Here is a 25272-nt window from a genome sequence, read left to right on the forward strand (position 1 = left end):
CCGTCATCCCGGGCCCGCAGAGCGGAACCCGGGATCCATAATCGCCGACGCGACAAGCTCAGGCACCGTTGGGGGCTATGGATCTCGGGTTCGCCTGCGGTGCTCCGGGATGACGGGTTTGGAGTGGTTGATCGAGATGATAGGAGCGATCCGGAGATGCACGCATTTGCATCTCTTGCCGAGCAAGGCCATCAGTGCGGGCATCACCGCGCCCGAGGCGACCATCGCGACCATGCGCTACGCCCTTCGCCGCATCGCCGTTGTTCTCATCGCGATCGTGATCGGCTGCCTCGCGGGCCTCACCGCGGCGGCGCGGCCCTTCGTCGACGGCGCAGGCCGCACTGTGGTGATTCCCGAGCGGGTCACGCGTGTCCTCGCCGCCGGGCCGCCGGCCTCGGTCCTGCTCTACACGCTGGCGCCGGGCCGCATGGTCGGCTGGGTGCGGGCGCCGCGCCCGGAGGAGAAGCCGTTCCTCGCCCCGGAGACCCACGGCCTGCCCGGCTATGGCCGCCTGACCGGCCGGGGCAACACCGCCAATGTCGAGGCGGTGCTGGCGCTCAAGCCCGACCTCATCGTCGATGTCGGCAGCACCGCGCCGACCTTCGTCTCCCTCGCCGACCGGGTCCAGGAGCAGACCGGCATCCCCTACATCCTGCTCGACGGCGCCTTCGCCAAGATTCCCGAGACCTACAGGAAGCTCGGCGAGCTCATCGGAGAACCTGGCCGGGCCGCCGAGCTTGCCGCCTATGCAGAGACGACGATGGCCGAGATTGCGAAGGCCGTGGCGACCGTTCCGGAGGTAGACCGCCCTCGGGTCTATTACGGCCGCGGACCGCGCGGGCTGGAGACGGGGCTCGCAGGTTCACTCAACACAGAAATCCTCGAAATCGCCGGCGCCCGCAACGTCGCCGCTTCCGGTGCGGCCGGCGGCCTCGCCGCCGTCTCGCCCGAACAGGTGCTCGGCTGGAATCCGGACGTGATCATCACCCTCGATCCGTCATTCCGCCGCGCAATGGCGGCCGACCCGCTCTGGAGCGGGATCAAGGCCGTGCGCGAGGGCCGCGTCTACCAGACGCCGACGCTTCCCTTCGGTTGGTTCGACTCGCCGCCGGGCGTGAACCGCCTCATCGGCCTGCGCTGGCTCGCCGGTTTGTTCTACCCCTCGCTGTTCAAGCAGCCCCTCGGCGAGACGACGCGCGAGTTCTACCGGCGGTTCTACCATGTCGAGCTGACCCCGCAGCAGGTCGAGGAGTTGCTGCGCGACGCCACCGGCGAGGCGCGCTGATGCCGGTCGCGGTGCCGGAAGTAGCCGTGAAGACGGCGCATCCGGCGCTTTCGATCGGGCGCCTCGTCCTGCCGGCGGCGGCACTCGTGCTGCTTGCCCTGGTCTCGCTGGCCATGGGCAAGTTTCCCGTTCCGTTGGCGGACGTGGTCTCGCTGCTCGGCGCCAAGCTCCTCGGCCTGCCCTCCTCCGTCGACCAGACGGCGCAGATCGTGGTGCTGCAGGTGCGGCTGCCGCGCGTCGTCTCGGCCCTCGTCGTCGGAGCAGCACTCGCAGCCGCGGGGGCGACCTATCAGGGACTGTTCCGCAATCCCCTGGTCTCGCCCGACATCCTGGGCGTCTCGGCCGGCGCCAGCCTCGGGGCGGTGCTCGGCATCGTCCTGTCCCTGCCGGTTCTGGCGATCCAGCTCCTCGGCTTCGCCGGAGGGTTGCTCGCGGTGGGCATCGTGTACGGAGTCGGCGCCATGGTGCGCCGGCACGATCCGGTCCTAACCTTGGTCCTTGCGGGCGTCGCCGTCGGCGCCGTGCTGGGCTCGGGCATCTCGCTGCTCAAGGTGCTCGCCGATCCCTATAACCAATTGCCGGCGATCACCTATTGGCTCCTCGGCAGCCTCGCCTCGGTGACGATCGGCGATGTCTCGGCGATCATGCCGGCGATCCTTCTGGGCCTGTGCCCCCTGGTGCTGCTCGCCTGGCGGATGAACCTGATGAGTCTCGGAGACGAGGAGGCCAGGGCGCTCGGCGTCGAGACCCGGTGGCTCCGTCCGCTCTTCATCGCGGCGGCGACCCTCGTCACCGCCGCGGCGGTCTCCGTGACGGGGGTGATCGGATGGATCGGCCTCATCGTGCCGCATGTGGCGCGGCTCCTCGTCGGGCCGGATTTCCGGCGCCTGCTGCCGGCCTCGCTGATGCTGGGCGCCGGCTATCTGCTCGCCGTCGACCTCGTGGCGCGCAACATCGCCTCGATCGAGGTGCCGCTCGGCATCCTCACGGCGCTCATCGGGGCGCCGTTCTTCCTCTGGCTGCTGGCGACCTCGCGCCGGGGCTGGACCTGATGCTCGCCGTCGAGGACCTCGCCTTCGGCTACGGCGCCCGCGAGGTCGGCGCGGGCGTCGGCTTCACCCTCGCGCCCGGCGAAGTCCTGTGCTTGCTCGGTCCGAATGGCGGCGGCAAGACCACCCTGTTCAAGACCCTGCTCGGGCTGCTGCCCGCCCGCGCCGGCCGCGTCCTCCTCGACGGCGAGGACGTGTCGCGCTGGCCTCGCTCACGCCTCGCCCGCGCCATCGCCTACGTGCCGCAGGCGCATGCGGCCTTCTTTCCGTTCGGCGTTCGGGACGTCGTGCTCATGGGACGAGCGAGCCGCCTCAAGCCCTTCGCCAGCCCCGGCGGGCGCGATAGGGAAATCGCGGACGCGGCCCTCGAAACCCTCGGCATCGGCCATCTCGGCGAACGGATCTACACCGAGATCAGCGGCGGCGAGCGCCAACTCGTGCTCATCGCCAGGGCGCTGGCCGGCGAGCCCCGGCTCCTCGTCATGGACGAGCCCACGGCCAGCCTCGATTTCGGCAACCAGACCCGACTCCTCACGCAGGTGCGGCGCCTCGCGGACAGCGGCATCGCGGTGGTGCTCTCGACCCACGACCCCGACCACGCCTTCCTCTGCGCCGATCGCGTCGCGCTCCTCCATGGCGGCCGGATGGTGGCGCTCGGCTCGCCACAAGTGACGATCACCTCCGAGACGCTACGGCTCCTCTACGGCGTCGAGGTCGCGGTCGTGCCGCTTACCGGCCATGGCCGCTCGGTTTGCATGCCGGTTCTGCCCGCACCTTAACGAGGCGCTTATGCGATCGGGGCCCGCTCCCGCTCGATCCCTGAGGCGGCGCGGCACAGATTGAGAGTGCGGTCCCACCGATGGATCGCGTGAACGTGCATCAGGCCATGTCCCTCTCGATCGAGCCTCCCTCCCCGCCTACGCGCGAAAGCTGCTTCATCGTCGGCCAGGACGGCTCGGGTCGCTGGATCGCCGTGGAGACCCACGGCCTCGCCGGCGGCATCTTCCGAAGCTGCAAGGATGCGATCCAGTATGCCACGGGCGAGACCCGGCGTCGTCCCGACGCGGTCGTGCTCTCGGCGGAACGGGTCGAGTTCAGACCGTGATGCAATTCAACGGTGACCGGCTCGGTGTTGTCCCACACATCGCTGCATAAACGCCCGCCGCATCACGCGATTTCCGCATAGCCTCCGCGACGGAAGGGTCGCGCAGGCGGCGGGCGATGGTGGCGAGGGCGTCAAGCTGGTTTCCGGCGGGGTTCGTCGGCAGCAGGAGCAGGACGACAAGATCTATTGGCTGCTCGTCGATCGCGTCGAAGTCCAGCGGCCCGCGCAAGCGAGCGAGGAGAGCGAAAGGCCGCGCCACCTCGTCGAGTCGGGCATGCGGGAGGGCGATGCCGCCGCCGATTCCTGTGGAGCCGAGCGTCTCGCGTTTTTCCAGAGCCGTCCGGATCGTGCCCCCGTCGAGGTCGAGGGCAGCGGCGGCCCTCGCGGCGAGACCGGCGATGAGGCCGGCCTTCGACGAGGCGCGCAGGCCGGCGACGACGTCGGTGGGCGAGAGAAGGTCGATGACGATCACGTGGTCGGCCCGATGTCCGGAGCGCGCAGGCGGTAACCGATTCCGGTCTCGGTGAGCAGGATCTTGGGCCGCTCGGGATCGGCTTCGATCTTCTGGCGCAGGCTGCGCATGTAGACCCTCAGGTATTGCGGGTCCGAGGAGGTCGAGACCGCCTTCATGAGCTGGGCATGGGTGAGGGCCTTGCCCGCATGCTGCACCAGGATGCGAAGGAAATCGTATTCGCGCGGCGTCAGCTTCACCTCGGCGCCGTCGATCCGCACGATCCGCCGCACGAGGTCGACGCTGAGGCGGTCGACTCGGAAGACCGGGCGCTCGCCCTGCTGCGCGAGCTGGTGGCGCAGGGCCGTGCGAATTCGGGCGAGGAGTTCACCCATCCCGAAGGGCTTGGTGATGTAGTCGTCGGCCCCGAGATCGAGGGCCTCGACTTTGCCGGGCTCGTCGTCCCGGCTCGACAGGACGATGACGGGCAGGTCGGGATGGGTCTCGCGGATCCGCCGCAGAAGGTCGTGACCGCGCATGTCGGGCAGGCCGAGATCGAGGATCGCGAGGTGGACCTTGTCGCGTGCCAGGATGTCGAGGGCCGTCTTGCCGTTCGGCGCATCGAGCACGGCGTAGCCCTGCGTCGTCAACCCCATGCGCAGGAGCTTGCGAATCGGCGGCTCGTCATCGATGGCCAGGATGGTGAGGCTCATGTCATGGCGCTCATGCGGCGATCTCCGAGGTGTCGCGGGGGCGGGCAGGGACCGGCAGGCTCACGGTGAACACCGCGCCGCTGCGGTCGGACCGGTTCGCGGCGGTGATCCGCCCGCCCATCGCCTCGACGAAGCCGCGCGAGATGGCGAGGCCGAGGCCGGTGCCGGCGCGGACGGAATCGGTCTTGCGGACCCGGTAGAACTTGTCGAACACGCGCTCGATATCCTCTGGCGGAAGGCCCTCGCCCTCGTCCGTCACCTCGATGCGGACCGTAGCCCCGTGTTGCCACGAGCGCAGGCCGACGGTGGAGCCGGGCGTGGCGTATTTTGCCGCGTTGTCGAGGAGGTTGACCAACACCTGCTCGAATAGAACCGGGTCGAGGCGGAGCGGCGGCAGGTCCGGGGCGATGTCGATGCTGAGCTGGTGGTCCGCCAACACTTTCTCCGTTCTTCGCAGGGCCGTGTCGGCGATCTCCGCGACGTCCTGCAGGCCGAAATTCGGGGTGACGGCGCCGGATTCCAGGCGCGTCATGTCGAGGAGATTGACGATGAAGCGGTTGAGCCGCTCGGCCTCGTCGATGATCGTCTGGAGGAGTTCCACCTTCGAGGTCGGATCGAGGGCGTTGTCGAGGTCGCGCAGGGTACTGGCCGAGCCGAGCACGGCGGCCAGCGGCGTACGCAGGTCGTGCGAGATCGAGGTGAGAAGGGCTCGAGCGAGACGGTCGGTCTCGGCGGCGCGCTCGGCCCTGTCGAGATCTTCGACGAGGCTGACGCGCTCGATGGCGAGGGCTCCCTGGTCGGAGAGCGCATCGAGGAGGCGCCGGTTCTCCGGCGTCAGGATCGGCCCCGTTCCGTCTGCGTCGAGGCCGATGACCCCGATGGTGCCGCGTCCGGTGCGCATCGGCAGGAACAGGCGCTTGGCGCCCGGCAGGGTATCGGCGCCGCGGCCCGCCGGGCGCTCGTTGTCGAAGGCCCAGCGCGCGGCGGCGAGATCGGCCTCGTCGAGGAAATCCTCGGGCGGGTAGCCGGCCCGCACCGCGACCTTGCCCTCCTCCGGCAGCAGCAGGACGACACGGACCTTGAGCATCGCGGCGACCTGGAAGGCGGTGGCCCAGAGGACGTCGTCGAGGGTGCCGCAGGCGGCGAGCTTGCGGCTGAAACCGTAGAGCCGTTCGGTGCTGCGTGCCCGCGCCCTTGAGACCACCGCCTCCTTGCGCGAATGCGCCGCGAGGTTCGAGACCAGCACGGCGACCAGGGTGAACAGAATGAACGCCGCGATGTTGGTCGGGTCGGCGATCGTCAGGGTGTAGATCGGCGGCAGGAAGAAGAAGTTGTAGGAGAGAGAGGCCGCCAGCACGGCGAGGAGAACCGGCCCGAGGGCGTAGCGGACCGCGACGGCGATCACCGCGGTCAGGAGGACGAGGTCGGCATTCTCGACCCCGACGAGGGGCTGCAGCAGCAGCCCGATGCAGAGGGCGATCGCGACGGCGCCGAGAGCGAAGGCATAGGGCAGCGGCTCGAACGGAGCGGCGACCGGGGCCGTTCGCACCGTCTTCTTCGGCACCGCCTCGGCCTTGACTGCGTCCCCGGCGATCACGTGGACGCTGATGGCGCCGGAGCGCCGGACGAGGTCATGCGCCACCGAGCCGTTGACGATCTCGAACAGGCGCGAGCGGTCGGATTTCCCGACGACGACGTGGTTGGCGTTCGTCGAACGCGCGTAAGCCAGGATGTCATCGGCGACGCGCCGGGAGCCGGGGATCGTCACCGCCTCGGCGCCGAGGCGGTCGGCGAGACGCAGGGTGTCGGCGATCCGGTCGCGCTCGACCTCGCCGAGGGCGGCGCTGCGCGGCCCCTCCACGGTCAGGGCGATCCAGGGGGCGTGGAGCCGGTCGGCGAGGCGCTTGGCGTAGCGCACGAGGCCGCTCGACCGCGGGTCCTCGCTGACGCAGACGAGGATGCGCTCGCCCGCGCCCCATGGGCCCGGAATGGCGTTCGCCCGCATATGGGTGAGGAGTTCGTCGTCGACCCGGTCGGCGGTGCGGCGCAGGGCGAGTTCGCGAAGCGCCGTGAGATTGCCGCGCGAGAAGTAGTGCTTGAGTGCGCGCTCGGCGTTGCGCGGGACGTAGACCTTGCCGTCCTTGAGGCGCTGGATCAGGTCGTCGGGATTGAGGTCGATGACCTCGATGTCGTCGGCCTGCTCCAGGATCGAGTCGGGCACGGTCTCGCGCACGCGGATGCGGGTGATCTGCGCGACGACGTCATTGAGGCTCTCGACGTGCTGGATGTTCAGCGTGGTCTCGACGTCGATCCCGGCCGCCAGCAGCTCCTCGACGTCCTGGTAGCGCTTGGGGTGGCGCGAGCCCGGTGCGTTGGTGTGGGCGAGCTCATCGACGAGGGCGAGCGCCGGGCGGCGCGCCAGCAGCGCGTCGAGGTCCATCTCCTCGAGCTCGGTGCCGTGATAGGCGATCTTTCGCCGGGGCAGGACCTCGAAGCCCTCGACCAGGGCCTCGGTCTCCGCCCGGCCATGGGTCTCGACCACGCCGACCACCACGTCGATGCCGGCCTTGCGCCTGGCCTGCGCCACGGTGAGCATCTCGTAGGTCTTGCCCACCCCGGGCGCCGCGCCGAGATAGACCTTTAGTCGGCCGCGCGTTCGCTCCTCCCGCCGCGCCGCCTCCAACAGGGCGTCGGGCGAGGGCCGGTCCGGGTCCCGGTGCGGCTCGGCCATCCCGTCTGGTCCTCGCGCGTCCTAGGGACGTCCGAAATCGTCCAGGGCGAGGTTCAAGGCAAGCACGTTGATGCGCGGCTCGCCGAGAACGCCCAGCATTCGGCCCTGAACCTTGGCCTCGACGATCCCGCGGACTGCGTCTTCGGTGAGGTTTCGGGCCTTGGCGACTCGGGGCACCTGGAACAGGGCCGCCTCGGGCGAGATGTCCGGGTCGAGGCCCGATCCGCTCGTCGTCACGAGGTCGACCGGAACGGGCTTGCCGGGATTCTCTGTTTTTCGCGCCTCGACATCGCCCTTCACCCGCTCGGCCAAAGCCGCGCTCGTCGGCCCGAGATTGGAGCCCGACGAGTTGGCGGCGTTGTAGGGCGACGGCACGGTCTTGGTGGCATCCGCAGGGTCGGCAGCGGTCGTCGCCGAGGGACGGCCCCGAAAGTAGCGCTCGCTCGTGAAGGATTGCCCGATCAGGCTCGACCCGATCGGTTTGCCCTCCTGGCTGACGATGCTGCCGGCGGCCTGGCTCGGGAAGATCAGGCCGGCGATCCCGGTCATCGCGAGCGGATAGGCGAGCCCCGTCAGCAGCGTGAGCGCAACGAGGAGGACGAGGGCGGGACGAAGCTGGGTGAGCATGGCGTTTGGTCCGAGTAGGGCGCGGGGGCTCTCCTCGCCCTTGTGGGGAGGAGTCGGAGGTGGGGGTGGTTCCGCGGGCCTCGACACAGGGTCGCCCGGCCACCCCCACCCTCGGTCCCTCCCCACGAGGGGGAGGAAGGCGGTACGTCACGCGAGGCGCAAAGCCGTGACGGCCATGTCGATCAGCTTGATGCCGACGAAGGGTACCAGGATGCCGCCCAGCCCGTAGACGAGGAGGTTGCGCCGCAGGAGCGCCCCTGCCCCGACGGCGCGGTAGGTGACGCCGCGAAGCGCCAGCGGGATCAGGGCGATGATGATCAGCGCGTTGAAGATGATCGCCGAGAGGATCGCGCTCTGGGGCGAGGCGAAGCCCATGACGTTGAGCGTCTGGAGCTGCGGGTAGAGCCCGAGGAACATCGCCGGAATGATCGCGAAGTACTTCGCCACATCGTTGGCGATGGAGAAGGTCGTCAGCGCCCCCCGGGTCATCAGCAGCTGCTTGCCGATGCCGACGATCTCGATGAGCTTGGTCGGGTCGGAATCGAGGTCGACCATGTTGCCGGCTTCGCGGGCGGCCACCGTGCCGGTGTTCATGGCGACGCCGACATCGGCCTGGGCGAGGGCCGGGGCGTCGTTGGTGCCGTCGCCGCACATGGCGACGAGCTTGCCCTGCGCCTGCTCCTTGCGGATCAGCGCCAGCTTGTCCTCCGGGGTCGCCTGAGCGAGGAAGTCGTCGACGCCGGCCTCCGCCGCGATGGCGGCCGCGGTCATCGGGTTGTCGCCGGTGATCATCACCGTGCGGATGCCCATCTGGCGCAGCTCGGCGAAGCGCTCCCGGATACCGCCCTTCACGATGTCCTTCAGGTAGACCACGCCGAGGAGGCGCCCGTCGCGGGCCACCGCCAGGGGCGTACCACCGGCCTTTGCGATCTCCTCGGCGATGGCCTGGATCTCCCGGACCGCATCGGCGCCAGCCGCAGGGTGGTAGGCGAGCGCCGCGCTCGAATTGGGCGACGCCACTGGCTGGCCGCTCACCGAGGCGATGATCGACTCGACAGCGCCCTTGCGGATCGACGAGCCGTCGAGATCGACGCCGCTCATCCGCGACTGCGCCGTGAAGGGCACGAAGGTCGCATTGAGGTTTCCCATGTCGCGGGCGCGGATGCCGTATTTCTCCTTGGCCAGCACCACGATCGAGCGCCCCTCCGGGGTCTCGTCGGCGAGCGAGGCGAGCTGGGCCGCGTCGCCGAGTTCCTGCTCGGAGACGCCGCGCACCGGCCGGAATTCGGTGGCCTGGCGGTTGCCGAGCGTGATCGTCCCGGTCTTGTCGAGGAGCAGGGTGTCGACGTCGCCCGCAGCCTCGACGGCGCGGCCCGACATGGCGAGGACGTTGAAGCGCACCAGCCTGTCCATGCCGGCGATGCCGATGGCCGAGAGCAGCGCGCCGATGGTCGTCGGGATCAGCGTCACGAACAAAGCGACGAGGACGATCAATGGGATCGCCCCGCCGGCATAGGCGGAAAAACTCGGGATCGAGGCGACGGCGAAGACGAAGATCAGGGTCAGGCCGGCGAGCAGGATGTTGAGTGCGATCTCGTTCGGCGTCTTCTGGCGCGAGGCGCCTTCGACGAGGGCGATCATGCGGTCGACGAAGGTCGAGCCGCTGGCGGCGGAGATCCTGACTTTGATCCGGTCGGAGAGCACCTGCGTGCCGCCGGTCACGGCCGAGCGATCGCCGCCGGATTCGCGAATGACGGGGGCGGATTCGCCGGTGATCGCCGCCTCGTTGACCGAGGCGACGCCCTCGATGACCTCGCCGTCGGAGGGGATGATGTCGTTCGTCTCAACCAGCACCACGTCGCCGACCTTGAGGGCGGTGGCGGGCATGGTCTCGTAATCGGATCCGGCACCGGTGAGGCGCTTGGCGCTGGTCTCGGTGCGGGTGCGGCGCAGGCTCGCCGCCTGGGCCTTGCCGCGGCCCTCGGCGAGCGCCTCGGCGAAGTTCGCGAAGATCAGGGTGAACCAGAGCCAGAGGTTGATCTGACCCGAGAAGGCGAGATCGCTGCCGCCGGTCACGACGTCGCGCACGAACAGCACGGTGGTCAGGGCGGCGACGACCTCGACCACGAACATGACGGGGTTGCGGATCATGCTGCGCGGATCGAGCTTCATGACGCTGCCGAGAAGCGCCGGCCCGACGAGGGCGGCGCTGAACAGGCTGGTTGTCTGGCGGGCCATGGGAGACTCTGGGGTCTGAGGGAGGTCGCATTCCCCTCTCCCCGCTTGCGGGGAGAGGCCCGGACGCACCTTGCCGTGCGTCCGGCGAGCGGTGGCAAAGCCGCCGCGATGGTGAGGGGGCGCGTCCGGAGGAGTCTGGCGCGGAGAGCCCCCCTCACCTTCGGCTGCCGCCTCGTTTCGGACCCGACCAGGGGTCCGAAACCCTCTCCCCGCCTGCGGTGAGAGGGAATCTGCGCTCACATCGGTAAGGCGCGCTCGACCACGAGATGCGCCGCATAGAGCGCGAGGGCGCCGAGGAGGACGAGCCCGGCAATGGCGAGCAGGACATCCGACGCACGGGCCTTGCCCTGCTCGGGCCTGCCCCGGCTTGAACACCGAGGCCGATGCCGGCTCAGAGCCCGGCGCATCGTGCTCCGGCGCGGATCGTGGAGAAGGGCATGACGCATCTCAGCCTCCCGTCGAGAAGGTCTGGCCGGCCGCGCCCGCCAGATGCTCGACGATCGGGCCGAGGGCGAGGGCCGGGAAGAAGGTCAGGCCGCCGACGATCAGGATCACGCCGACCAGAAGGCCGACGAACAGGCCGCCATGGGTCGGGAAGGTGCCGGCGGAAGCCGGCAGGGTCTTCTTGGCCGCGAGCGACCCGGCGATCGCGAGGGCCGGGACGATGACGAAGAACCGGCCGAACAGCATGCCGATGGCGAGCGTCGTGTTGTAGAACGGCGTGTTCGCGGTCAGCCCGCCGAAGGCCGAGCCGTTATTGGCCGCCGCCGAGGTATAGGCGTAGAGGATCTCGGCAAAGCCGTGCGGTCCGGAATTGGCGGGGCCGGCGAGGCCCGCCGCCGTCACCGTGGCGATGGCTGTGAAGCCGAGCATCAGGAGCGGCAGGCACAGGATGGCGAGCATCGCCATCTTGACCTCCTTGGCCTCGATCTTCTTGCCGAGATATTCCGGCGTGCGCCCCACCATCAGACCGGCCACGAAGATCGTCACGATCACGAAGATCAGGATGCCGTAGAGGCCTGCGCCGACGCCGCCGACGATGATCTCGCCGAGCTCCATGTTGATGAGCGGGATCATGCCGCCGAGCGCCGTGAACGAGTCGTGCATGGCATTGACGGCGCCGCAGGAGGCGGCGGTGGTGATCGCGGCAAAAAGCGAGGAGGCGACGATGCCGAACCGCACCTCCTTGCCCTCCATGTTGCCCCCCGTGAGCCCGAGCCCGTTCAGGACCGGGCTTCCGGCGGCCTCGGCGGCGTAGACCACCGCGACACCGGCGAGGAACAGCACCGCCATTGCGCCGAGGATCGCCCAGCCCTGGCGCTCGTCGCCGACCATGCGGCCAAAGACGTTGGTGAGTGCGGCGCCGATCGCGAAGATCGAGACCATCTGGACGAAGTTCGAGAGCGCCGTCGGGTTCTCGAAGGGATGCGCGGCGTTGACGTTGAAGAAGCCGCCGCCATTGGTGCCGAGCATCTTGATCGCGACCTGGCTCGCCACCGGCCCCAATGCGAGCGTCTGCTTGCCGCCCTCCAGCGTCGTCACCTCGAAATAGGGCGCGAGCGTCTGCGGGATGCCCTGGGAGACCAGGAACAGGGTGTAGAGGATGCATAGCGGCAACAGCACGTAGAGAATGGTGCGGGTGAGATCGACCCAGAACGAGCCCACCGTCCTCGCCGAAGCGCGCGAGAAGCCGCGGACCACAGCGACGGCGACGGCGATGCCGGTAGCCGCCGAGAGGAAGTTCTGGTGCGTCAGGCCCAGCATCTGAGTGAGGTACGACAGGGTCGTCTCGCCGCCATAGGATTGCCAGTTGGTGTTGGTGACGAAGCTCGCCGCGGTGTTGAGGGCGAGGTCCGGCGCCACTGCCGACTGCTCGGCGGGGTTGAAGGGCAGAATGGCCTGGAAGCGCAGCAGCGCGTAGAGGACGAGGAAGCCGAAGACGTGGAAGATCAGGATGGCGCCCGCATAGGCGAGCCAATGCTGCTCTTGGGCTCGGTCGATGCCGGCGGCGCCGTAGAGACCGTTCTCCAGGGGGGCGAGCACCGGCGAGAGCAGCGTGCGCTCACCGTTGAAGACGCGGGTCATGTAGCCGCCGAGCGGCTTCACCAGCGCCAGCACGACCGCGCAGAACAGCGCGATCTGAATCCAGCCATTGATCGTCATGATGACAGGTCCTTCAGAACCGCTCTGGGCGGACGAGGGCGTAGGTGAGGTAAGCCATGAGCCCGAGGGTCACGAGGGCGCCGAGGGTGTAGTCGAGGGTCATCGAATTCTGGCTCAAAGCCGCTCGCACAGGGCGGCATAGCCGGCCGCGAGCGCGAAGAAGGCGATGCCGCCGGCGACGAAGATTATGTCGATCATTCTGGGCTCCGGTCGCGGCGCCCGGCCCCTTCGTTCGGGAGCCCGCTCGCTGACGGAGTGAAGATGGTCCGGAGCCCAGTATGAATTCGAGATAGGGCCGGGCGCGATTCTATAAGGATCGCATGAAGATCGCGGGGCCGTGCCGCCCGTTGGCCCAGTTCTTCATATGATGCTCGGGCGATCGGCCTGCATCGAACTTCGCGTCCTGATGGCCGCCTTCGCTGCTCCGCAGCAGCTAAAGTCGAGCACTGCTGCCGGAATGGAGGTCATTCCTGCACCGGAGCGGGCCGCCGACATGTGCAGCCAGGATCGGCGTGTCATGCTCCTCCGCGTTGTCCTCCTCGCCAGCCATAGTGTGAGCATCCTGCCGAGATCTCGATCCGGTAGGCGATCCTCGTTGCCTATACGAGTTCACAAGGGTTTGATGAAGGTTCTCAATCGAATCGAAACGGCTTTGCCGGCATGATCGAGACGTCAAAAATGCAACGGTTGTGCCCTCGCAGGTTGATCGATCATGAGACGTACTGTCGTCATCATTCTAGCAACGGTGTTATCGACTCTTCCATGCGTCGGCGCTGGCAGCTATTCCTTCGACACCTATATGTCTGAGCGCGGCGGCTGTAGCTCCCACCGCCAGATCCTCGATAAGCGCTTGAAGGAAATCAGGTTCGACTTCGTCGATCCGGGCAAGGCCAATACCGGCCGCGGCATCGAGCTTTTCGGCCAGCCCGCTGCCGAGTGGACCGAGCAGGATATCCAGGTCGCGATCGCCGCCTTCCGGCGCTGCGAGGAGCAACTCTTCCGGGCCAATCTCGACCCGACCGGCCAGCCGCAGAACCGTAGGGCGGTGATGAAGGATTACGAGGTCCTGATCACCCGCGGCGCCGCGCGGATCGAGGAAAGCCTGCGCGAGATCATCCTGGTGGATCGTCGTAAATCCAGCGGGAGTACCGCTTCGGCTTCTTCCCAATCCGGTCCCGAAACGGCTTCGGCCGAACGCCGGTCGCGCGACCCGGGGCAGAGGCCGAACCCTGACGAGGCTTTCAACCTCGGCCTTGCCGCCTCGCCCGAAGGTCCGGACCTGCGGATCTCCCGCGAAGCTGAAGTGAAGCTGGCGCTGCTGCAGGATGCCAGGCGCATCGCCACGGACCGGGAGCGCGAGAACCTAAGGGCCGGCATGCCGCCTTCGGAGCGCCGGATCGCACAGGGCGCGAGCGTCAGCGACCGCTCCGGCGAGGTCGCCGCCTACGTTCCACGGCCCATCGTCAGCAGCTTCAACTGCGCGCTCACGCGGGACGGATTCGAGCAGATCCAGAGGGGCATGCTGCTCGAGCGGGTGGAAGCCGTGATCGGTTGCCGCGGGAGCCTCACCGCTACCTCGACTGCCGCCGACCTCGGCAAGATCGAGGTCCATCTCTGGGACGACCGCAGGACGAGCGGTACCATCACGGTCCAGTTCCTCAACAACGTCGTCTTCACGAAGAGCCAGGTCGGGCTGAACTGAGGGCGAAGCCGCGTCGGTTTCGTCGTGGCCGATGAATCCGGGTGGTGGGCCACCGTTGCTGCGCTTTGCCCGCACAAGGCGAAGGTCCTTTCTGGGGCCCTCTCCCGTCACACTTGCGCGCGAGCGGCCGAAGCTTTGGTCAAGGACGACGAGGTTCCACGTTTTTCGCCAGCACGCTGCGATCTTCGAATGTGGATTCCGGCATGGTCATCCATAGTAACGTCAGGTCGAGAACGATCTGCTCGGGCAGCGGCATCCGGCAGCGTGGGGTCCGCCCTCGCCGGCAACACCGTGAACTCATCGCTCGCTGACAACGGAATTGGCCTTCGACTACCCAGAAGCCCCTAGGCCGTTCGATCTAAGCCGTTCGCCAGATGATCCGAATGGCTGCCCGCAGCTTGGGGAAAGGCGATCGATGTCGCATCGATCCGCATTCAAAGCTGAAGACAAGCTGCGGTGTTTCAGCCTAGAACCCTGGTATGCAGCAGGCCACTAAAAGCCGGCGCATCAAGGGAGGACTAACATGAGTTCACGTGAGCCAACGGGCCGTCGCGCGACGCGCCGCCGGTTCCTCGGCGCTGCCGCAACGGCAGCGACCATCGTGGCGGCGCCCACCGTCGCCAAGGCGCAGGGCCCGATCAGCATGCGCTGGCAGAGCACTTGGCCCGCCAAGGACATCTTCCACGAATTCGCACTCGATTACGCCAAGAAGGTCAACGACATGACCGGCGGCGACCTCAAGATCGAGGTGCTGCCCGCGGGTGCCGTGGTTCCCGCCTTCGGCCTGCTCGATGCCGTTTCGAAGGGCACGCTCGACGGCGGCCACGGCGTGATGGTCTACCATTACGGCAAGCAGCCCGCCCTCGCGCTATGGGGCTCCGGACCTGGCTTCGCCATGGATGCCAACATGCTGATGGCCTGGCACAAATACGGCGGCGGCAAGGATCTCCTCGACAAGCTCTATTCGTCGATCGGTGCCAACGTCGTCTCTATGCCTTACGGACCGATGCCGACGCAGCCTCTCGGCTGGTTCAAGAAGCCGATCGCGAAGGCGGAGGACCTCAACGGGTTGAAGTTCCGCACCGTCGGCATCTCGATCGACGTTCTCACCGGCCTCGGTGCCGCCGTGAACGCTCTTCCGGCTGGCGAGATCATTTCTTCGATGGATCGCGGCCTCCTCGACGCGGCCGAGTTCAATAACGCCGCCTCCGATCTGGCACTCGGATTCCCGGACGTCTCGAAGGTCTGCATGCTGCAGAGCTATCACCAGAATGCCGAGTCCTTCGAGATTCTGTTCAACAAGACGAAGTACGACGCGCTCCCCGAGCGCCTGCGCGCGATCATCTCCAACGCGACCGAGGCCGCCTCGCAGGACATGCAGTGGAAGGCGATCGACCGCTACTCGAAGGCCTACCAGGAGATGCAGGCGAAGGGCGTCAAGTTCTACAAGACGCCGGACCCGATCCTGAAGAAGCAGCTCGAGGTTTACGACGACGTCGTCAAGAAAAAGGCCACCGACAACCCGCTGTTCAAGGAGATCATCGCCTCGCAGATCTCCTTCGCTGAGCGGACTGCCCGATGGGAGCAGGATACGATCGTCAACCGCCGCATGGCGTTCGACCACTACTTCGGCCAGAATGCTGCGGCCAAGAAGATCTAGGGTCGAGACGATCTGAGAGTAGCGTCCCGGTCCGTTCTTGCCGGACGCGACTTCAAAGCCTCTGAAACAAGTTGAGGGAGCCGTCCGGCTTGGTCCGGTCGGCTCTCCGCCCATGCGAAGGTCCGGCATGAGAGTGCAGCGCTTCCTCCATACGATCGACGCCCTGAGTACCTGGGTCGGCAAGGCTGCGGCCTGGCTGATCATCGGGCTGATGGCGCTCATCTGCGTCGAGGTGTTCAAGCGCTACCTGCTGAACGCGCCGACCGCCTGGATCTACGACGCCAGCAACATGCTCTACGGCACGCTGTTCATGCTGGCGGGTGCCTACGCGCTGGCGAACAACGCCCATGTACGCGGCGACTTCCTCTACGGCTCGATGCGCCCGCGGACGCAGGCGAGCTTCGATCTCGTCCTCTACATCGTCTTCTTCGTGCCCGGCATCCTGGCCCTGATCTATGCCGGCTACGATTACGCGGCCCTGTCCTGGCGCATCGCCGAGCACTCGACCACCACGGCGGACGGCCCGCCGATCTACCATTTCAAGACGGTCATCCCGGTAGCCGGCGCCCTCATCATGCTGCAGGGCCTCGCCGAGATCGTGCGCTGCGTCGTCTGCCTGCGCACCGGCGAATGGCCGAGCCGCCTGCGAGACGTGAGCGAGATCGACGTCGTCGAGGAGCAACTCGCTCAGAGCGAGCACGTCGACGCCGACGCGCGCGAGGCTGCGATCGCCCGCGCCCACTCTATCGAAGAGACCGCGCGCCAACGCGGCATGACAGGGGACCTCCACACATGACCGATCCCGGCCTCGGCCTCCTGATGCTCGGGCTGATCGTCGTCGCGATCATGATGGGCTTCCCCACGGCGTTCACGCTGATGGGGCTCGGCATGTTCTTCGGCTTCTACGCCTTCTACAATCCGACCGAGGCGTTGATCGACAACAAGATCTTCGACCTCATGGTCCAGCGCACCTACGGCGCCATGACCAACGACGTGCTCATCTCCATCCCGCTCTTCGTGCTGATGGGCTACGTGATGGAACGCGGCGCGCTCGTGGACAAGATGTTCTACGCGGTGCAGCTCGCGTTCCGTCGCGTGCCCGCCTCCCTGGCCGTGGCGACGCTGATCGTCTCCACCTTCTGGGGGATCGCGAGCGGGCTCGTGGGCGCCGTCGTCGTGCTCATGGGCGTCATCGCCATGAACCCGATGCTCAAGGCCGGCTACGACACCCGGCTCGCCGCGGGCGTCATCACGGCCGGCGGCACCCTCGGCATCCTGATCCCGCCTTCGGTGATGATCATCGTCTACGCGGCGGTGGCGGGCCAGTCGGTGGTCAAGCTCTACGCCGCCGCCATTTTCCCGGGCTTCTTCCTCGCCTTCCTCTACCTCGTCTACATCGTCGGCTGGGCGATGCTTCGCCCCAAGGTCGCGCCGAGGCTCTCGGTCGAGGAAACCAAGGTCCCGGTGGAGGACTGGATGGTTCGCCTCCAGGCCGCCGCATCGAACAACATGCTGGTCGGCCTCGTCCGCGCCAGCTTCGCGCCGGGCGGACTCGGCGCCGCGGCCGGTCTGATCTCGCGCGCCAAGGCGTTCAAGAACCTCGCCACCGCCCTGGTGCCGTTCCTGTTGACCTCGGCGATCCTCGGCACGATCTGGTGGTACGTCACCATCTACCAGACGGCCAAGCGGGACGATTCGGCGCCCGAGGGGCTGGAGCAGCTCGGCGGCGGCGGTGCGCCCGTGGAGGCGGTCACGGCCTCGGCCGCCGGCCCGGCCGAGGCCTTCTACTGGAGCTTCGCCGTCACGGCAGCCCTGAGCCTCGTCGTGCTCGCGCGCTACTATCGCCGCATGAACGCCGAGCGGTTCGAGGTGCTCAAGCTCCTGTCGTCCTCCGTCATGCCGCTCGGCATTCTCAGCTTCCTGGTGCTGGCCGTCATCCTGTTCGGCATCACCACCGCGACGGAATCGGCCGCAGTCGGCGCGGCAGGCGCCTTCCTGCTCGCGCTTCAGGCCAGAACCCTGAACTGGAAGCGGACGAAAGAGGCGGTGTTCCTCACCGCCAAGACCACCGCGATGATCTGCTGGCTCTTCATCGGCTCGGCCCTGTTCTCGGCCGTGTTCGCGCTGCTCGGCGGTCAGGCGCTCGTCGAGCAATGGGTGCTCTCTCTCGGGCTCACGCCGCTGCAATTCATGATCCTATCCCAGGCGATCATCTTCATCCTCGGCTGGCCGCTGGAATGGACGGAGATCATCATCATCTTCGTGCCGATCTTCATGCCGTTGCTGTCGCATTTCGGCATCGATCCGATCCTCTGGGGCGTGCTCGTCTTCGTGAACCTCCAGGCGGCCTTCCTCTCGCCGCCGGTGGCGATGTCGGCCTTCTACCTGAAAGGCGTCTCCCCGCCGCATGTGACGATCAACCAGATCTTCGCGGGCATGATGCCCTACATGCTGATCGTGATCCTGTGCATGATCTTCATGTATCTCTGGCCGGGCTTGGTGCTGTGGCTGCCGACTTATCTGTATGGAGCATGAGCCGAAGGTTGCAGGGACAGCCCGCCGTCCTTCGCTATGGCCGGATGGATGGGCAGCAGGGATGTAGTTGAGTTGAATTCGGTCGGCGGTGCGTGCTGGGTATGGCCGCGATCGGCGACGACGGCCCGTTGCCCATCGCGGTGACGGGCCGTCTCTGTCTTTCAAGGACCGCCATTCGTCGAGCCGGTGCTCGAGCCGGAACGTTCTGCGCGACCATGGTACGGGATACGTAACCGCGCGGCCCGCTGACCATCGGTGGCGGTTCGGAGTGACGTCCGTTCGTCCGCCGGCGTGAGACCCGCCTCTTCCCGTGATGCCGGAGCGAAGCTGAGGCCGGGAGTGCAAGCTCAAGGGTCGCATGCATTCCGCGCAATGCCGCGCTGACCGCATCGATTGCGGGCTGAGGGGCGTGCCGCGGAGAGTGCCCCTCTTCTGAACTGCAAGAACTCCGTTAAGCTTAACCGATCGTAGAGTCCTCTGATCCTAGATGAATCAGCGCGGCTTCAGGCCGCTAAACACCTGCTGCATTTCGAAGAGACGGTTGGCACTCAAGTGACGAGCCTTCTGACCAACAACGCGGCGATGACCGCGCTGACGACCCTCAAGTCCATCAACGCCCAGCTCGACATGACGAGCAACCGGGTCTCGACCGGCCAGCGCGTCTCGAGCGCCTCGGACAACGCCGCCTATTGGTCGATCGCCACCACGGTGCGCTCCGACAACGCCTCGCTCTCGGCGGTCAAGGACTCCCTCGGCCTCGGCTCCTCGGCGGTCGACACCGCCTATAACGGCCTCAACAGCATCATCACCGACCTTCAGAACATGCGCGCCAAGCTGCAGACCGCCCTGCAGCCCGGCGTCGACCGCGCCAAGGTCCAGACCGAGATCACCGCCATCCAGAACAAGATGAAGGCCACCGCGGACTCGTCGACATCCTCGGGCCAGAACTGGCTCTCGGTCGATTCCTCGTCCACCAACACCAACTATCAGGCCACACAGAACGTCGTGGCCGGCTTCTCGCGCGATGCCACCGGAACCGTCACCTTCTCCAAAATCGCCGTCGACGTGAACGCCATCAAACTCTACGACGTCAATTCCTCAGTCGCGACGCTGCCGGCCAGCAACGCACAGATGACGGGATCGACGGCTTTGGACGCCAGTCCAAGCTTTGTCGGAGGCGGCGCCGACTTTAGCGGCACCAGTGAACTTGCCCTGAGACTGATCTCCTCCGCCGGGCAGGATACCGTCATTTTGAATCGCACGACGATGATGTCCGCGGTCGACGACATCGCGAAAGTCACGGGGGCCGAACTCGTTGCGGCCATCAACGATCAGATCGCCAACTCCTTCTCGCTGCAGGGTGCCGTTATCGCTTCGCTCGACGAGTCCGGCCGGCTTGTCCTGGGCACGAGGGATACAGGAGCTTCCACGTTCCTTTACGTCGATACCGGCGTCGCGACCTTGGGCAACACGTGGATCGATGCCGGCATCGGCTCCGATGGCGGGACCGCGCTCTATGGCCCGATGGTCTTTCCCGCGAGCTCCTATGCCGACATCGATCTGTCGGGCGCAAATTCCAAAACGATCACGTTCAATGACGGGACGGTCACGACCACAGTAGTCCTCGACGTCACCAGTACACCGCTCCCGGTCAATCCGGCCGCAGTCACCTTCAGCGAAGTCCGAGCGATGCTGAACGCCAACCTGGCTGCTCAGGGCAGCGGGATCGGGTTCGGTGCATCCTGGGGACCGGGCTACCAGTTCCTCGTCCTTTATGGCGCCGGTGGCGGTCCGGCCTCGTCGATCACCGTGGGAGGCCCCGACGCCGCAGCCTTCGGCTTCACAGCCGGTCAGAGCGCTGTAGGTACCACGGGTGTCGGCAGCAGTGGCAATCCAGTGGCGACAGGTTCGGACGAGACGGTCGGTACGAGCGGCGGCCTCCTCGATACGACCGGCGTATCGGGCTACGCCGTCTCGACGATCGATATCAGCATGCTCTTTGGTACGGCAGGCGACGCGGCTCTTCAGAACATCATCTCGCAGGTCGAGAAGGCGCTTGCCAAGGTCACCGACGCCGGCACCAAGCTCGGTGCCAACAAGACCCAGATCGACGGGCAGAAAACCTTCGTCGACTCGCTGATGAAGGCCAACGACCGCACCATCGGCATCCTGGTGGACGCCGACATCGAGGAGGAGTCGACCAAGCTCAAGGCTCTGCAGACCCAGCAGCAGCTCGGCATCCAGTCGCTCAGTATCGCCAACAGCGCCAGCCAGAACGTGCTCTCGCTGTTCAGTTGAGGCGAGCCTCTCGAGCTTATGCGGATAGGACTCGTGCTACTATTTGAACCGATCGTTCGAAGGCACGAAACACCTCTGACGAGGTCACGCGACGCCGACGACGAACACGGCCTTTGGTTTACTCCGCCGCCGGCCGACGCTCTTGCCCTGGCTCCTCACGAGCATCCGTGAACTGGAGCGCCGCGAGCTGGGCGTAGAGGGCGCGCTGGGCGAGCAGGCTCTCGTGGGTGCCCTGCTCGACGATACGGCCTCCATCGAGGACGAGAATGCGATTCGCCGCGCGGATCGTGGCGAGGCGGTGGGCGATGACGATGGTGGTGCGGCCCTGCATCAGCGTGTCGAGGGCGGTCTGCACCGCCCGCTCGCTCTCGGCGTCGAGGGCCGAAGTTGCCTCGTCCAGGAGAAGGATCGGCGCGTCCTTCAGGATTGCGCGCGCGATGGCGACGCGCTGGCGTTGGCCCCCCGACAGAGTTACGCCGCGCTCGCCCACCAGGGTCTCGTAGCCCTGGGGCAGCGCCTGAATGAAGCCGTCGGCATGGGCGAGCACGGCGGCGCGGCGGATCTCGGCCTCCGTGGCCTCGGGCCGGCCGTAGCGGATGTTCTCGGCGACGGTGCCGGAGAATACCACCGGGTCCTGCGGCACCAGGGAGAGGCGCTTTCGCAGCACCTCCGGATCGACGGCCGAAATGTCGGTCCCGTCGATCCGTACCGTCCCCGAGGCCGGATCGTAGAATCGCAGGATGAGCTGGAGCACCGTGGTCTTGCCGGCGCCCGAGGGGCCGACGAGCGCGATCCGCTCGCCGCGCGAGACCGTGAAGCTGATCCCGTCGAGGGCGGCGTGCTCGGGCCGGGTCGGATAATTGAACCGCACCTCCTCGAAGGCGAGTTCGCCCCGCGGCGGACTCGGCAGGGGCTTCGGCTCTGCGGGGGCGCGGATCACCGGCTCGGCCGCCAGGATCTCGCCGAGGCGCTCGGCGGCGCCCGCGGCCTGCGCCAGTTCGCCATAGACCTCCGAAAGCTGGCCGAGGGCACTGGCGCCGAAGACGGCGTAGAGCACGAATTGCGAAAGCTGGCCGGCGGTCATCGTGCCGGCGAGCACCCCTTGTGCGCCGTACCACATCACGCCGACGACGCTCGACGAGATCAGGAAGATCGCCACTCCGGTGAGGAGTGAGCGAGCCCGCACCGAATCCCGGGCCGCCCCATAGGCCTCCTCCGAGGCGTCGGCGAAGCGTGAGGCCGTCGTCCGGCCCATCCCGAAGGCCTGCATCGTCCGAATCGCGCCCACGGCCTCCGAGGCGTAGGCCGAAGCCTCGGCGAGGCGGTCCTGCGCCGCCCTGGACCGGCGACGGACGCCGCGGCCCGACAGGATCAGGGGGAAGACGATGAGCGGGATCGCGCCGAGGACGAGGATCGATAGCCTCGGGCTCGTGATGACCATCATGGTCGTCGCGCCGATGAACAGGAACACGTTGCGCAGGAGAATCGAGATCGAGACGCCGAAGACCGATTTCACCTGGGTCGCATCCGCCGTGAGACGGGAAATGATCTCTCCCGATTGCGAGCGGTCGAAGAAAGCCGGGTCGAGGATGGTGAGGCGGCGGAAGACGGCCGTGCGCAAATCCGCGACGACGCGTTCGCCGAGGGTCACGACGGTGTAGTAGCGCGCGCCGCTCGAGATCGCGAGCACGGCGACGACGCCGAGGAGGCCGGCGAAATAGGTGTCGATCACCGTGGCGCCCTGCGCCGAGAAGCCGTGGTCGATCACCCGCCGCATCGCGATGGGGACGATCAGGGTCGCGCCGGATGCGACGAACAAGGCGAGGAACGCCGCCAGGATCCGGCCGCGATAGACCGCCGCGAACGGGATCAAAGGCCTGAGCGATCCGAGCGAGGCGCGCCCGGCGCTGTCCTTGGTGTTGCCTTCGCCGCGGCGGAGACGGTCAGATCTGCGGGCCATCGTGCCTCGGTGTTAAGAACGACATCGAACCTCTCTGCCACGAATCTCGGCCATGAATCTCGCCGGCTTCGCTTTTCCAGTGCGGTTGCCCGCTTGTTCCGGACTGAACGCTGGGGTATAGGCGCGACTTCATCCGATTGCGCGTGATCTATGGCCGCGGGCCGCCAGGCGGGCCGGTCGGCGTGGCTATTGAAGGACTTCGTCATGGCAAAGAGCGCGGCCGACAAGGCCAAGGGGACCGAGCATCCCGACTACCACTTCATCAAGGTCGTGATGACCGATGGGTCCGACTACATGACCCGCTCGACCTACGGCAAGGAGGGTGACACTCTCAACCTCGATATCGATCCGAACACGCACCCGGCCTGGACCGGCGGCGAGACGAAGATGCTCGATCGCGCCGGCCGCGTCTCGCGCTTCAACTCGCGCTTCGGTGCCTTGTCGTTCGGCAAGAAGTAAGACGCTAGCAGCCGCGCAAACGCGAGGCGGTACGAAACAGGCGGCGCTCCACCGGGCGCCGCCTGTTTCGTTTCGGGGCATGGTCGTGACTGCGTGAGAGGCTGCTGGACCGGCGATTTGCTGCTTGCGGCCCGAAAGCACATTGATCGCCAGGCGTTATTGCAAACGAAGAGCATTTTCGCGGATACACCCCGAAGATGCTCTTCGCGGAGCGTCAATGCGCCGTGTTGAACGAGGTGCGCAGGAGGTCCTGCTGGGCCGCCACCGGGCTCGTCCGGGCCACGGGGGTCGGCCGGTCATCGCTGATCAGTGCGTCGAGATGGAGCACCCGGGCGTGCAGCCGGCGTGCCCGGACGACGAGGTCCTGAAGCCGGGTCGGCAGCGTCGCTCCGGCATCGGCCCGCGGCAGGTCCGGCGTGGTGAGGCGGACCCGAGTCTTTTCCTGGAGCGCCTGGGCGGGACTGATTTCCCCTTCCGCCACGGCGCGCTGGACGAGGAGCCAGGAGGCGATCTGCATCAGCCGGGTGGTGAGGCGCATGCTCTCGCTGGCATAGGCCAGCGTGCCGTCTCGCGACAGCAGCCGCGACTCCTCTCGACCCTGACCATCGAGATAGGCCGCCGATTCTTCCACGAGCGCCATGCCTTCGCGGAACAGCGTCTTGAACGCTTCCGACGCGAGGTAGGTCGAACCGAAATCGACCCAATCGCGCTCGTCCCGGAAGGTGACGTCGAACCCGTTCATGATGCCTCCTGTGCCGCCGCCGGATCGCTTGTGTTCCCAACTGGAACGCGAAAGCTGCGTTGGCCTCTCTCTGGCAAACCTAACGCCGAATCCGACCGGGCGCCCCGTTGACCATGGATTAACCTTAATAGCTGCGTCGCGGCCCCAAAGGACTCTCCGGGCTCTGGTTCGGTCCTCCTTACCAACGCGACGATGCGATCGGCGAGGACTTCAATCGCGAAGGGCTTCGTCACCACATGCTTCCCCGGCTCGCGCCGGCCGCTACCGATCAAGGCCTTCGAGGCGTAGCCGGTGATGAAGAGGACCTTCACCCCAGGCCGGACACTCCTTCCGGCATCGGTGAACGGGGGTCCGTTCATGGCCCAAGGCCACCCGACATCGGTGACCAGAAGGTCCAAACGCGCGTCCGCTCGCAGGACCTCGAGCCCCGTCGGCCCGTCCGGGGCCTCGACCTGGTGGTAGCCGAGATCCTCCAGGACCTCCGTGACCAGCTTGCACGCCGTCGGCTCGTCGTCGACCATCACGTCCATTATCCGGACGACGGTCGGACCGTCGATCATGAGCGGCTCGGACGCACCCCGTGGACACTGACCGGGCCGGCCGTTCAGAACAAGCCGGACATCTACGTTCGCAACGAGCGGCAGGTGAACGTGCTGGAGACGCAGCATCGAAGCGGACTCGACTTCGTCGCGTTCGGCGGGGCGACCGTCGGCCGCATCGCCGAGCGCCACCTGCTGGATGAACCTTTCGCGCGCGGAGCGCAGAAGTCAGTCTTCAAGCTCGGCGGCTCGCCCGTTGCCGTCTTCGGCGAGCAGGGCGCTGGGCAGCCTGCCGACGATATCCTGGCCCACACGCCCCAAGGCATGGAGATCTTCGTGCGCCCTGGCCAGCCAATGGCCACACGCTTCGGGAACTGACGCCTCACGTCCGGAGGTGCCGGCTGAGCGGGTCCTGGGCTATGGGCTCGGCGCTCCTCGACGCGATAGTTTAGAGCGAGCGCGACGCTTTCCAGTGGCCGAACGCGCCGGCGACAAAAAATGCCGCCCTTTCGAGGCGGCATGGAATGAGTCGATAGGAGGCATCGAGCGAGCAGATCGAAATTCGGCTCCACGTCCAAGTCACTGGACGCATGGGCACCCTTCCCGATCATGGTTAAGGTCGAGTTAATAGCCAGAGATTCCTCTCCCGTGGCCGCCTTCGCCGAGAAAAGCGGAGCCTTCTCTGGGGAGGCCGCCACGGCCGAAATCGCATTGACTTGAACCCCCCTGTCGGCCATAAGCCGCGCCATCGCGATGCCGCGCCCTTCTGGGCGCTGTTCGCGCTTGCAGACAGATTCTTGAGCAGTTCGAGGATGTCGCGCGTGGCCTGACGGTCCGCCGCACCGGATCTGTTCTTTCGGAGAACGCGCGATGAAAAGAACCTATCAACCCAGCAAGCTCGTTCGCAAGCGTCGCCATGGCTTCCGCGCGCGCATGGCGACTGCCGGCGGCCGTAAGGTCATCGCTGCCCGTCGCTCGCACAGCCGCAAGAAGCTTTCTGCCTGATCGCTTCTTG

Annotated in this window: 22 protein-coding genes and 1 pseudogene; 12 read left to right on the top strand and 11 right to left on the bottom strand. The window is 66.9% G+C overall.

Going from position 1 to position 25272, the window contains the following annotated elements; genetic code table 11:
- Positions 1-166 precede the first annotated feature (166 nt).
- The 4 genes from K2Y56_RS13980 to K2Y56_RS13995 all read left to right on the top strand — a co-directional run bounded on the left by K2Y56_RS13980 (position 167) and on the right by K2Y56_RS13995 (position 3439).
- Positions 167-1285, top strand: a complete 1119-nt coding sequence (locus K2Y56_RS13980; protein ID WP_292508398.1) for an iron ABC transporter substrate-binding protein — start codon at positions 167-169, stop codon at positions 1283-1285.
- Positions 1285-2337 carry an iron ABC transporter permease gene (locus K2Y56_RS13985; protein WP_292508400.1) on the top strand — a complete coding sequence of 351 codons (1053 nt, stop codon included), beginning with the start codon at positions 1285-1287 and terminating at the stop codon, positions 2335-2337. Before K2Y56_RS13980 ends, K2Y56_RS13985 begins: the two co-directional genes overlap by 1 nt.
- Positions 2334-3113, top strand: coding sequence for an ABC transporter ATP-binding protein (locus K2Y56_RS13990; protein WP_292508566.1), 780 nt, complete (start codon positions 2334-2336; stop codon positions 3111-3113). The genes K2Y56_RS13985 and K2Y56_RS13990 overlap by 4 nt, the downstream gene beginning before the upstream one ends.
- Positions 3114-3220: 107 nt before the next feature.
- Positions 3221-3439 (top strand): hypothetical protein, encoded by a 219-nt coding sequence (locus K2Y56_RS13995; protein ID WP_292508569.1) that lies wholly within the window; start codon positions 3221-3223, stop codon positions 3437-3439.
- Here the strand turns inward: K2Y56_RS13995 and K2Y56_RS14000 are convergent.
- The 8 genes from K2Y56_RS14000 to K2Y56_RS14035 all read right to left on the bottom strand — a co-directional run bounded on the left by K2Y56_RS14000 (position 3429) and on the right by K2Y56_RS14035 (position 12465).
- A complete protein-coding gene (locus K2Y56_RS14000) occupies positions 3429-3911 on the bottom strand; it encodes a PTS sugar transporter subunit IIA (RefSeq protein ID WP_292508402.1) in 483 nt (160 codons plus the stop codon). The genes K2Y56_RS13995 and K2Y56_RS14000 overlap by 11 nt on opposite strands.
- A complete protein-coding gene (locus K2Y56_RS14005; RefSeq protein WP_292508405.1) occupies positions 3908-4603 on the bottom strand; it encodes a response regulator transcription factor in 696 nt (231 codons plus the stop codon). Before K2Y56_RS14005 ends, K2Y56_RS14000 begins: the two co-directional genes overlap by 4 nt.
- 10 nt (positions 4604-4613) lie before the next feature.
- The gene (locus K2Y56_RS14010; protein WP_292508408.1) at positions 4614-7334 is read right to left on the bottom strand and encodes a sensor histidine kinase KdpD; all 2721 of its coding nucleotides are present in this window, start codon (positions 7332-7334) and stop codon (positions 4614-4616) included.
- Between the two features lie 21 nt (positions 7335-7355).
- Positions 7356-7961: a K(+)-transporting ATPase subunit C gene (locus K2Y56_RS14015; RefSeq protein WP_292508411.1), complete on the bottom strand. Its 606-nt coding sequence runs from the start codon at positions 7959-7961 to the stop codon at positions 7356-7358.
- A 147-nt stretch (positions 7962-8108) separates the two neighbouring features.
- A complete protein-coding gene (kdpB, locus tag K2Y56_RS14020; protein WP_292508414.1) occupies positions 8109-10199 on the bottom strand; it encodes a potassium-transporting ATPase subunit KdpB in 2091 nt (696 codons plus the stop codon).
- Positions 10200-10435: 236 nt separating this feature from the next.
- Positions 10436-10645 (bottom strand): hypothetical protein, encoded by a 210-nt coding sequence (locus tag K2Y56_RS14025; RefSeq protein ID WP_292508416.1) that lies wholly within the window; start codon positions 10643-10645, stop codon positions 10436-10438.
- Position 10646: 1 nt separating this feature from the next.
- Positions 10647-12362 (bottom strand): potassium-transporting ATPase subunit KdpA, encoded by a 1716-nt coding sequence (gene kdpA, locus K2Y56_RS14030; RefSeq protein WP_292508418.1) that lies wholly within the window; start codon positions 12360-12362, stop codon positions 10647-10649.
- A gap of 13 nt (positions 12363-12375) precedes the next feature.
- Complete coding sequence (locus K2Y56_RS14035) at positions 12376-12465, bottom strand: K(+)-transporting ATPase subunit F (protein WP_292508422.1); 90 nt, start codon at positions 12463-12465, stop codon at positions 12376-12378.
- A 747-nt stretch (positions 12466-13212) separates the two neighbouring features.
- Between K2Y56_RS14035 and K2Y56_RS14040 the strand changes: the two genes are divergently transcribed.
- The 5 genes from K2Y56_RS14040 to K2Y56_RS14060 all read left to right on the top strand — a co-directional run bounded on the left by K2Y56_RS14040 (position 13213) and on the right by K2Y56_RS14060 (position 20557).
- Positions 13213-14064, top strand: a complete 852-nt coding sequence (locus K2Y56_RS14040; protein ID WP_292508425.1) for a hypothetical protein — start codon at positions 13213-13215, stop codon at positions 14062-14064.
- Between the two features lie 523 nt (positions 14065-14587).
- The gene (locus K2Y56_RS14045; protein ID WP_292508427.1) at positions 14588-15724 is read left to right on the top strand and encodes a TRAP transporter substrate-binding protein; all 1137 of its coding nucleotides are present in this window, start codon (positions 14588-14590) and stop codon (positions 15722-15724) included.
- A gap of 127 nt (positions 15725-15851) precedes the next feature.
- Positions 15852-16520, top strand: coding sequence for a TRAP transporter small permease subunit (locus K2Y56_RS14050; RefSeq protein WP_292508430.1), 669 nt, complete (start codon positions 15852-15854; stop codon positions 16518-16520).
- Entirely contained in the window at positions 16517-18259 is a 1743-nt protein-coding gene (locus K2Y56_RS14055; protein WP_292508433.1) for a TRAP transporter large permease subunit, read from the top strand. The genes K2Y56_RS14050 and K2Y56_RS14055 overlap by 4 nt, the downstream gene beginning before the upstream one ends.
- Positions 18260-18811: 552 nt before the next feature.
- Entirely contained in the window at positions 18812-20557 is a 1746-nt protein-coding gene (locus tag K2Y56_RS14060) for a flagellin (protein WP_292508436.1), read from the top strand.
- Positions 20558-20675: 118 nt separating this feature from the next.
- On the opposite strand, the gene K2Y56_RS14065 is transcribed toward K2Y56_RS14060, so the two are convergent.
- Positions 20676-22517 carry an ABC transporter transmembrane domain-containing protein gene (locus K2Y56_RS14065; protein WP_292508441.1) on the bottom strand — a complete coding sequence of 614 codons (1842 nt, stop codon included), beginning with the start codon at positions 22515-22517 and terminating at the stop codon, positions 20676-20678.
- Between the two features lie 204 nt (positions 22518-22721).
- Between K2Y56_RS14065 and rpmE the strand changes: the two genes are divergently transcribed.
- The gene (gene rpmE, locus K2Y56_RS14070) at positions 22722-22976 is read left to right on the top strand and encodes a 50S ribosomal protein L31 (protein ID WP_292508444.1); all 255 of its coding nucleotides are present in this window, start codon (positions 22722-22724) and stop codon (positions 22974-22976) included.
- 214 nt (positions 22977-23190) lie between these two features.
- Here the strand turns inward: rpmE and K2Y56_RS14075 are convergent, their stop codons facing one another.
- A complete protein-coding gene (locus K2Y56_RS14075) occupies positions 23191-23718 on the bottom strand; it encodes a DUF1465 family protein (protein WP_292508447.1) in 528 nt (175 codons plus the stop codon).
- A gap of 179 nt (positions 23719-23897) precedes the next feature.
- Positions 23898-24242 (bottom strand): annotated as a pseudogene (locus tag K2Y56_RS14080) (response regulator); the annotation flags it as partial.
- Between K2Y56_RS14080 and K2Y56_RS14085 the strand changes: the two are divergent.
- Complete coding sequence (locus tag K2Y56_RS14085) at positions 24174-24635, top strand: phosphatidylserine decarboxylase (protein WP_292508450.1); 462 nt, start codon at positions 24174-24176, stop codon at positions 24633-24635. The pseudogene K2Y56_RS14080 and the gene K2Y56_RS14085 sit on opposite strands and share 69 nt — an antisense overlap.
- A 492-nt stretch (positions 24636-25127) precedes the next feature.
- Positions 25128-25262 (top strand): 50S ribosomal protein L34, encoded by a 135-nt coding sequence (gene rpmH / locus K2Y56_RS14090; RefSeq protein ID WP_292508452.1) that lies wholly within the window; start codon positions 25128-25130, stop codon positions 25260-25262.
- Positions 25263-25272: the final 10 nt, after the last annotated feature.

The sequence above is a fragment of the Methylobacterium sp. genome (assembly GCF_019745455.1).
Taxonomy (GTDB): Bacteria; Pseudomonadota; Alphaproteobacteria; order Rhizobiales; family Beijerinckiaceae; genus Methylobacterium.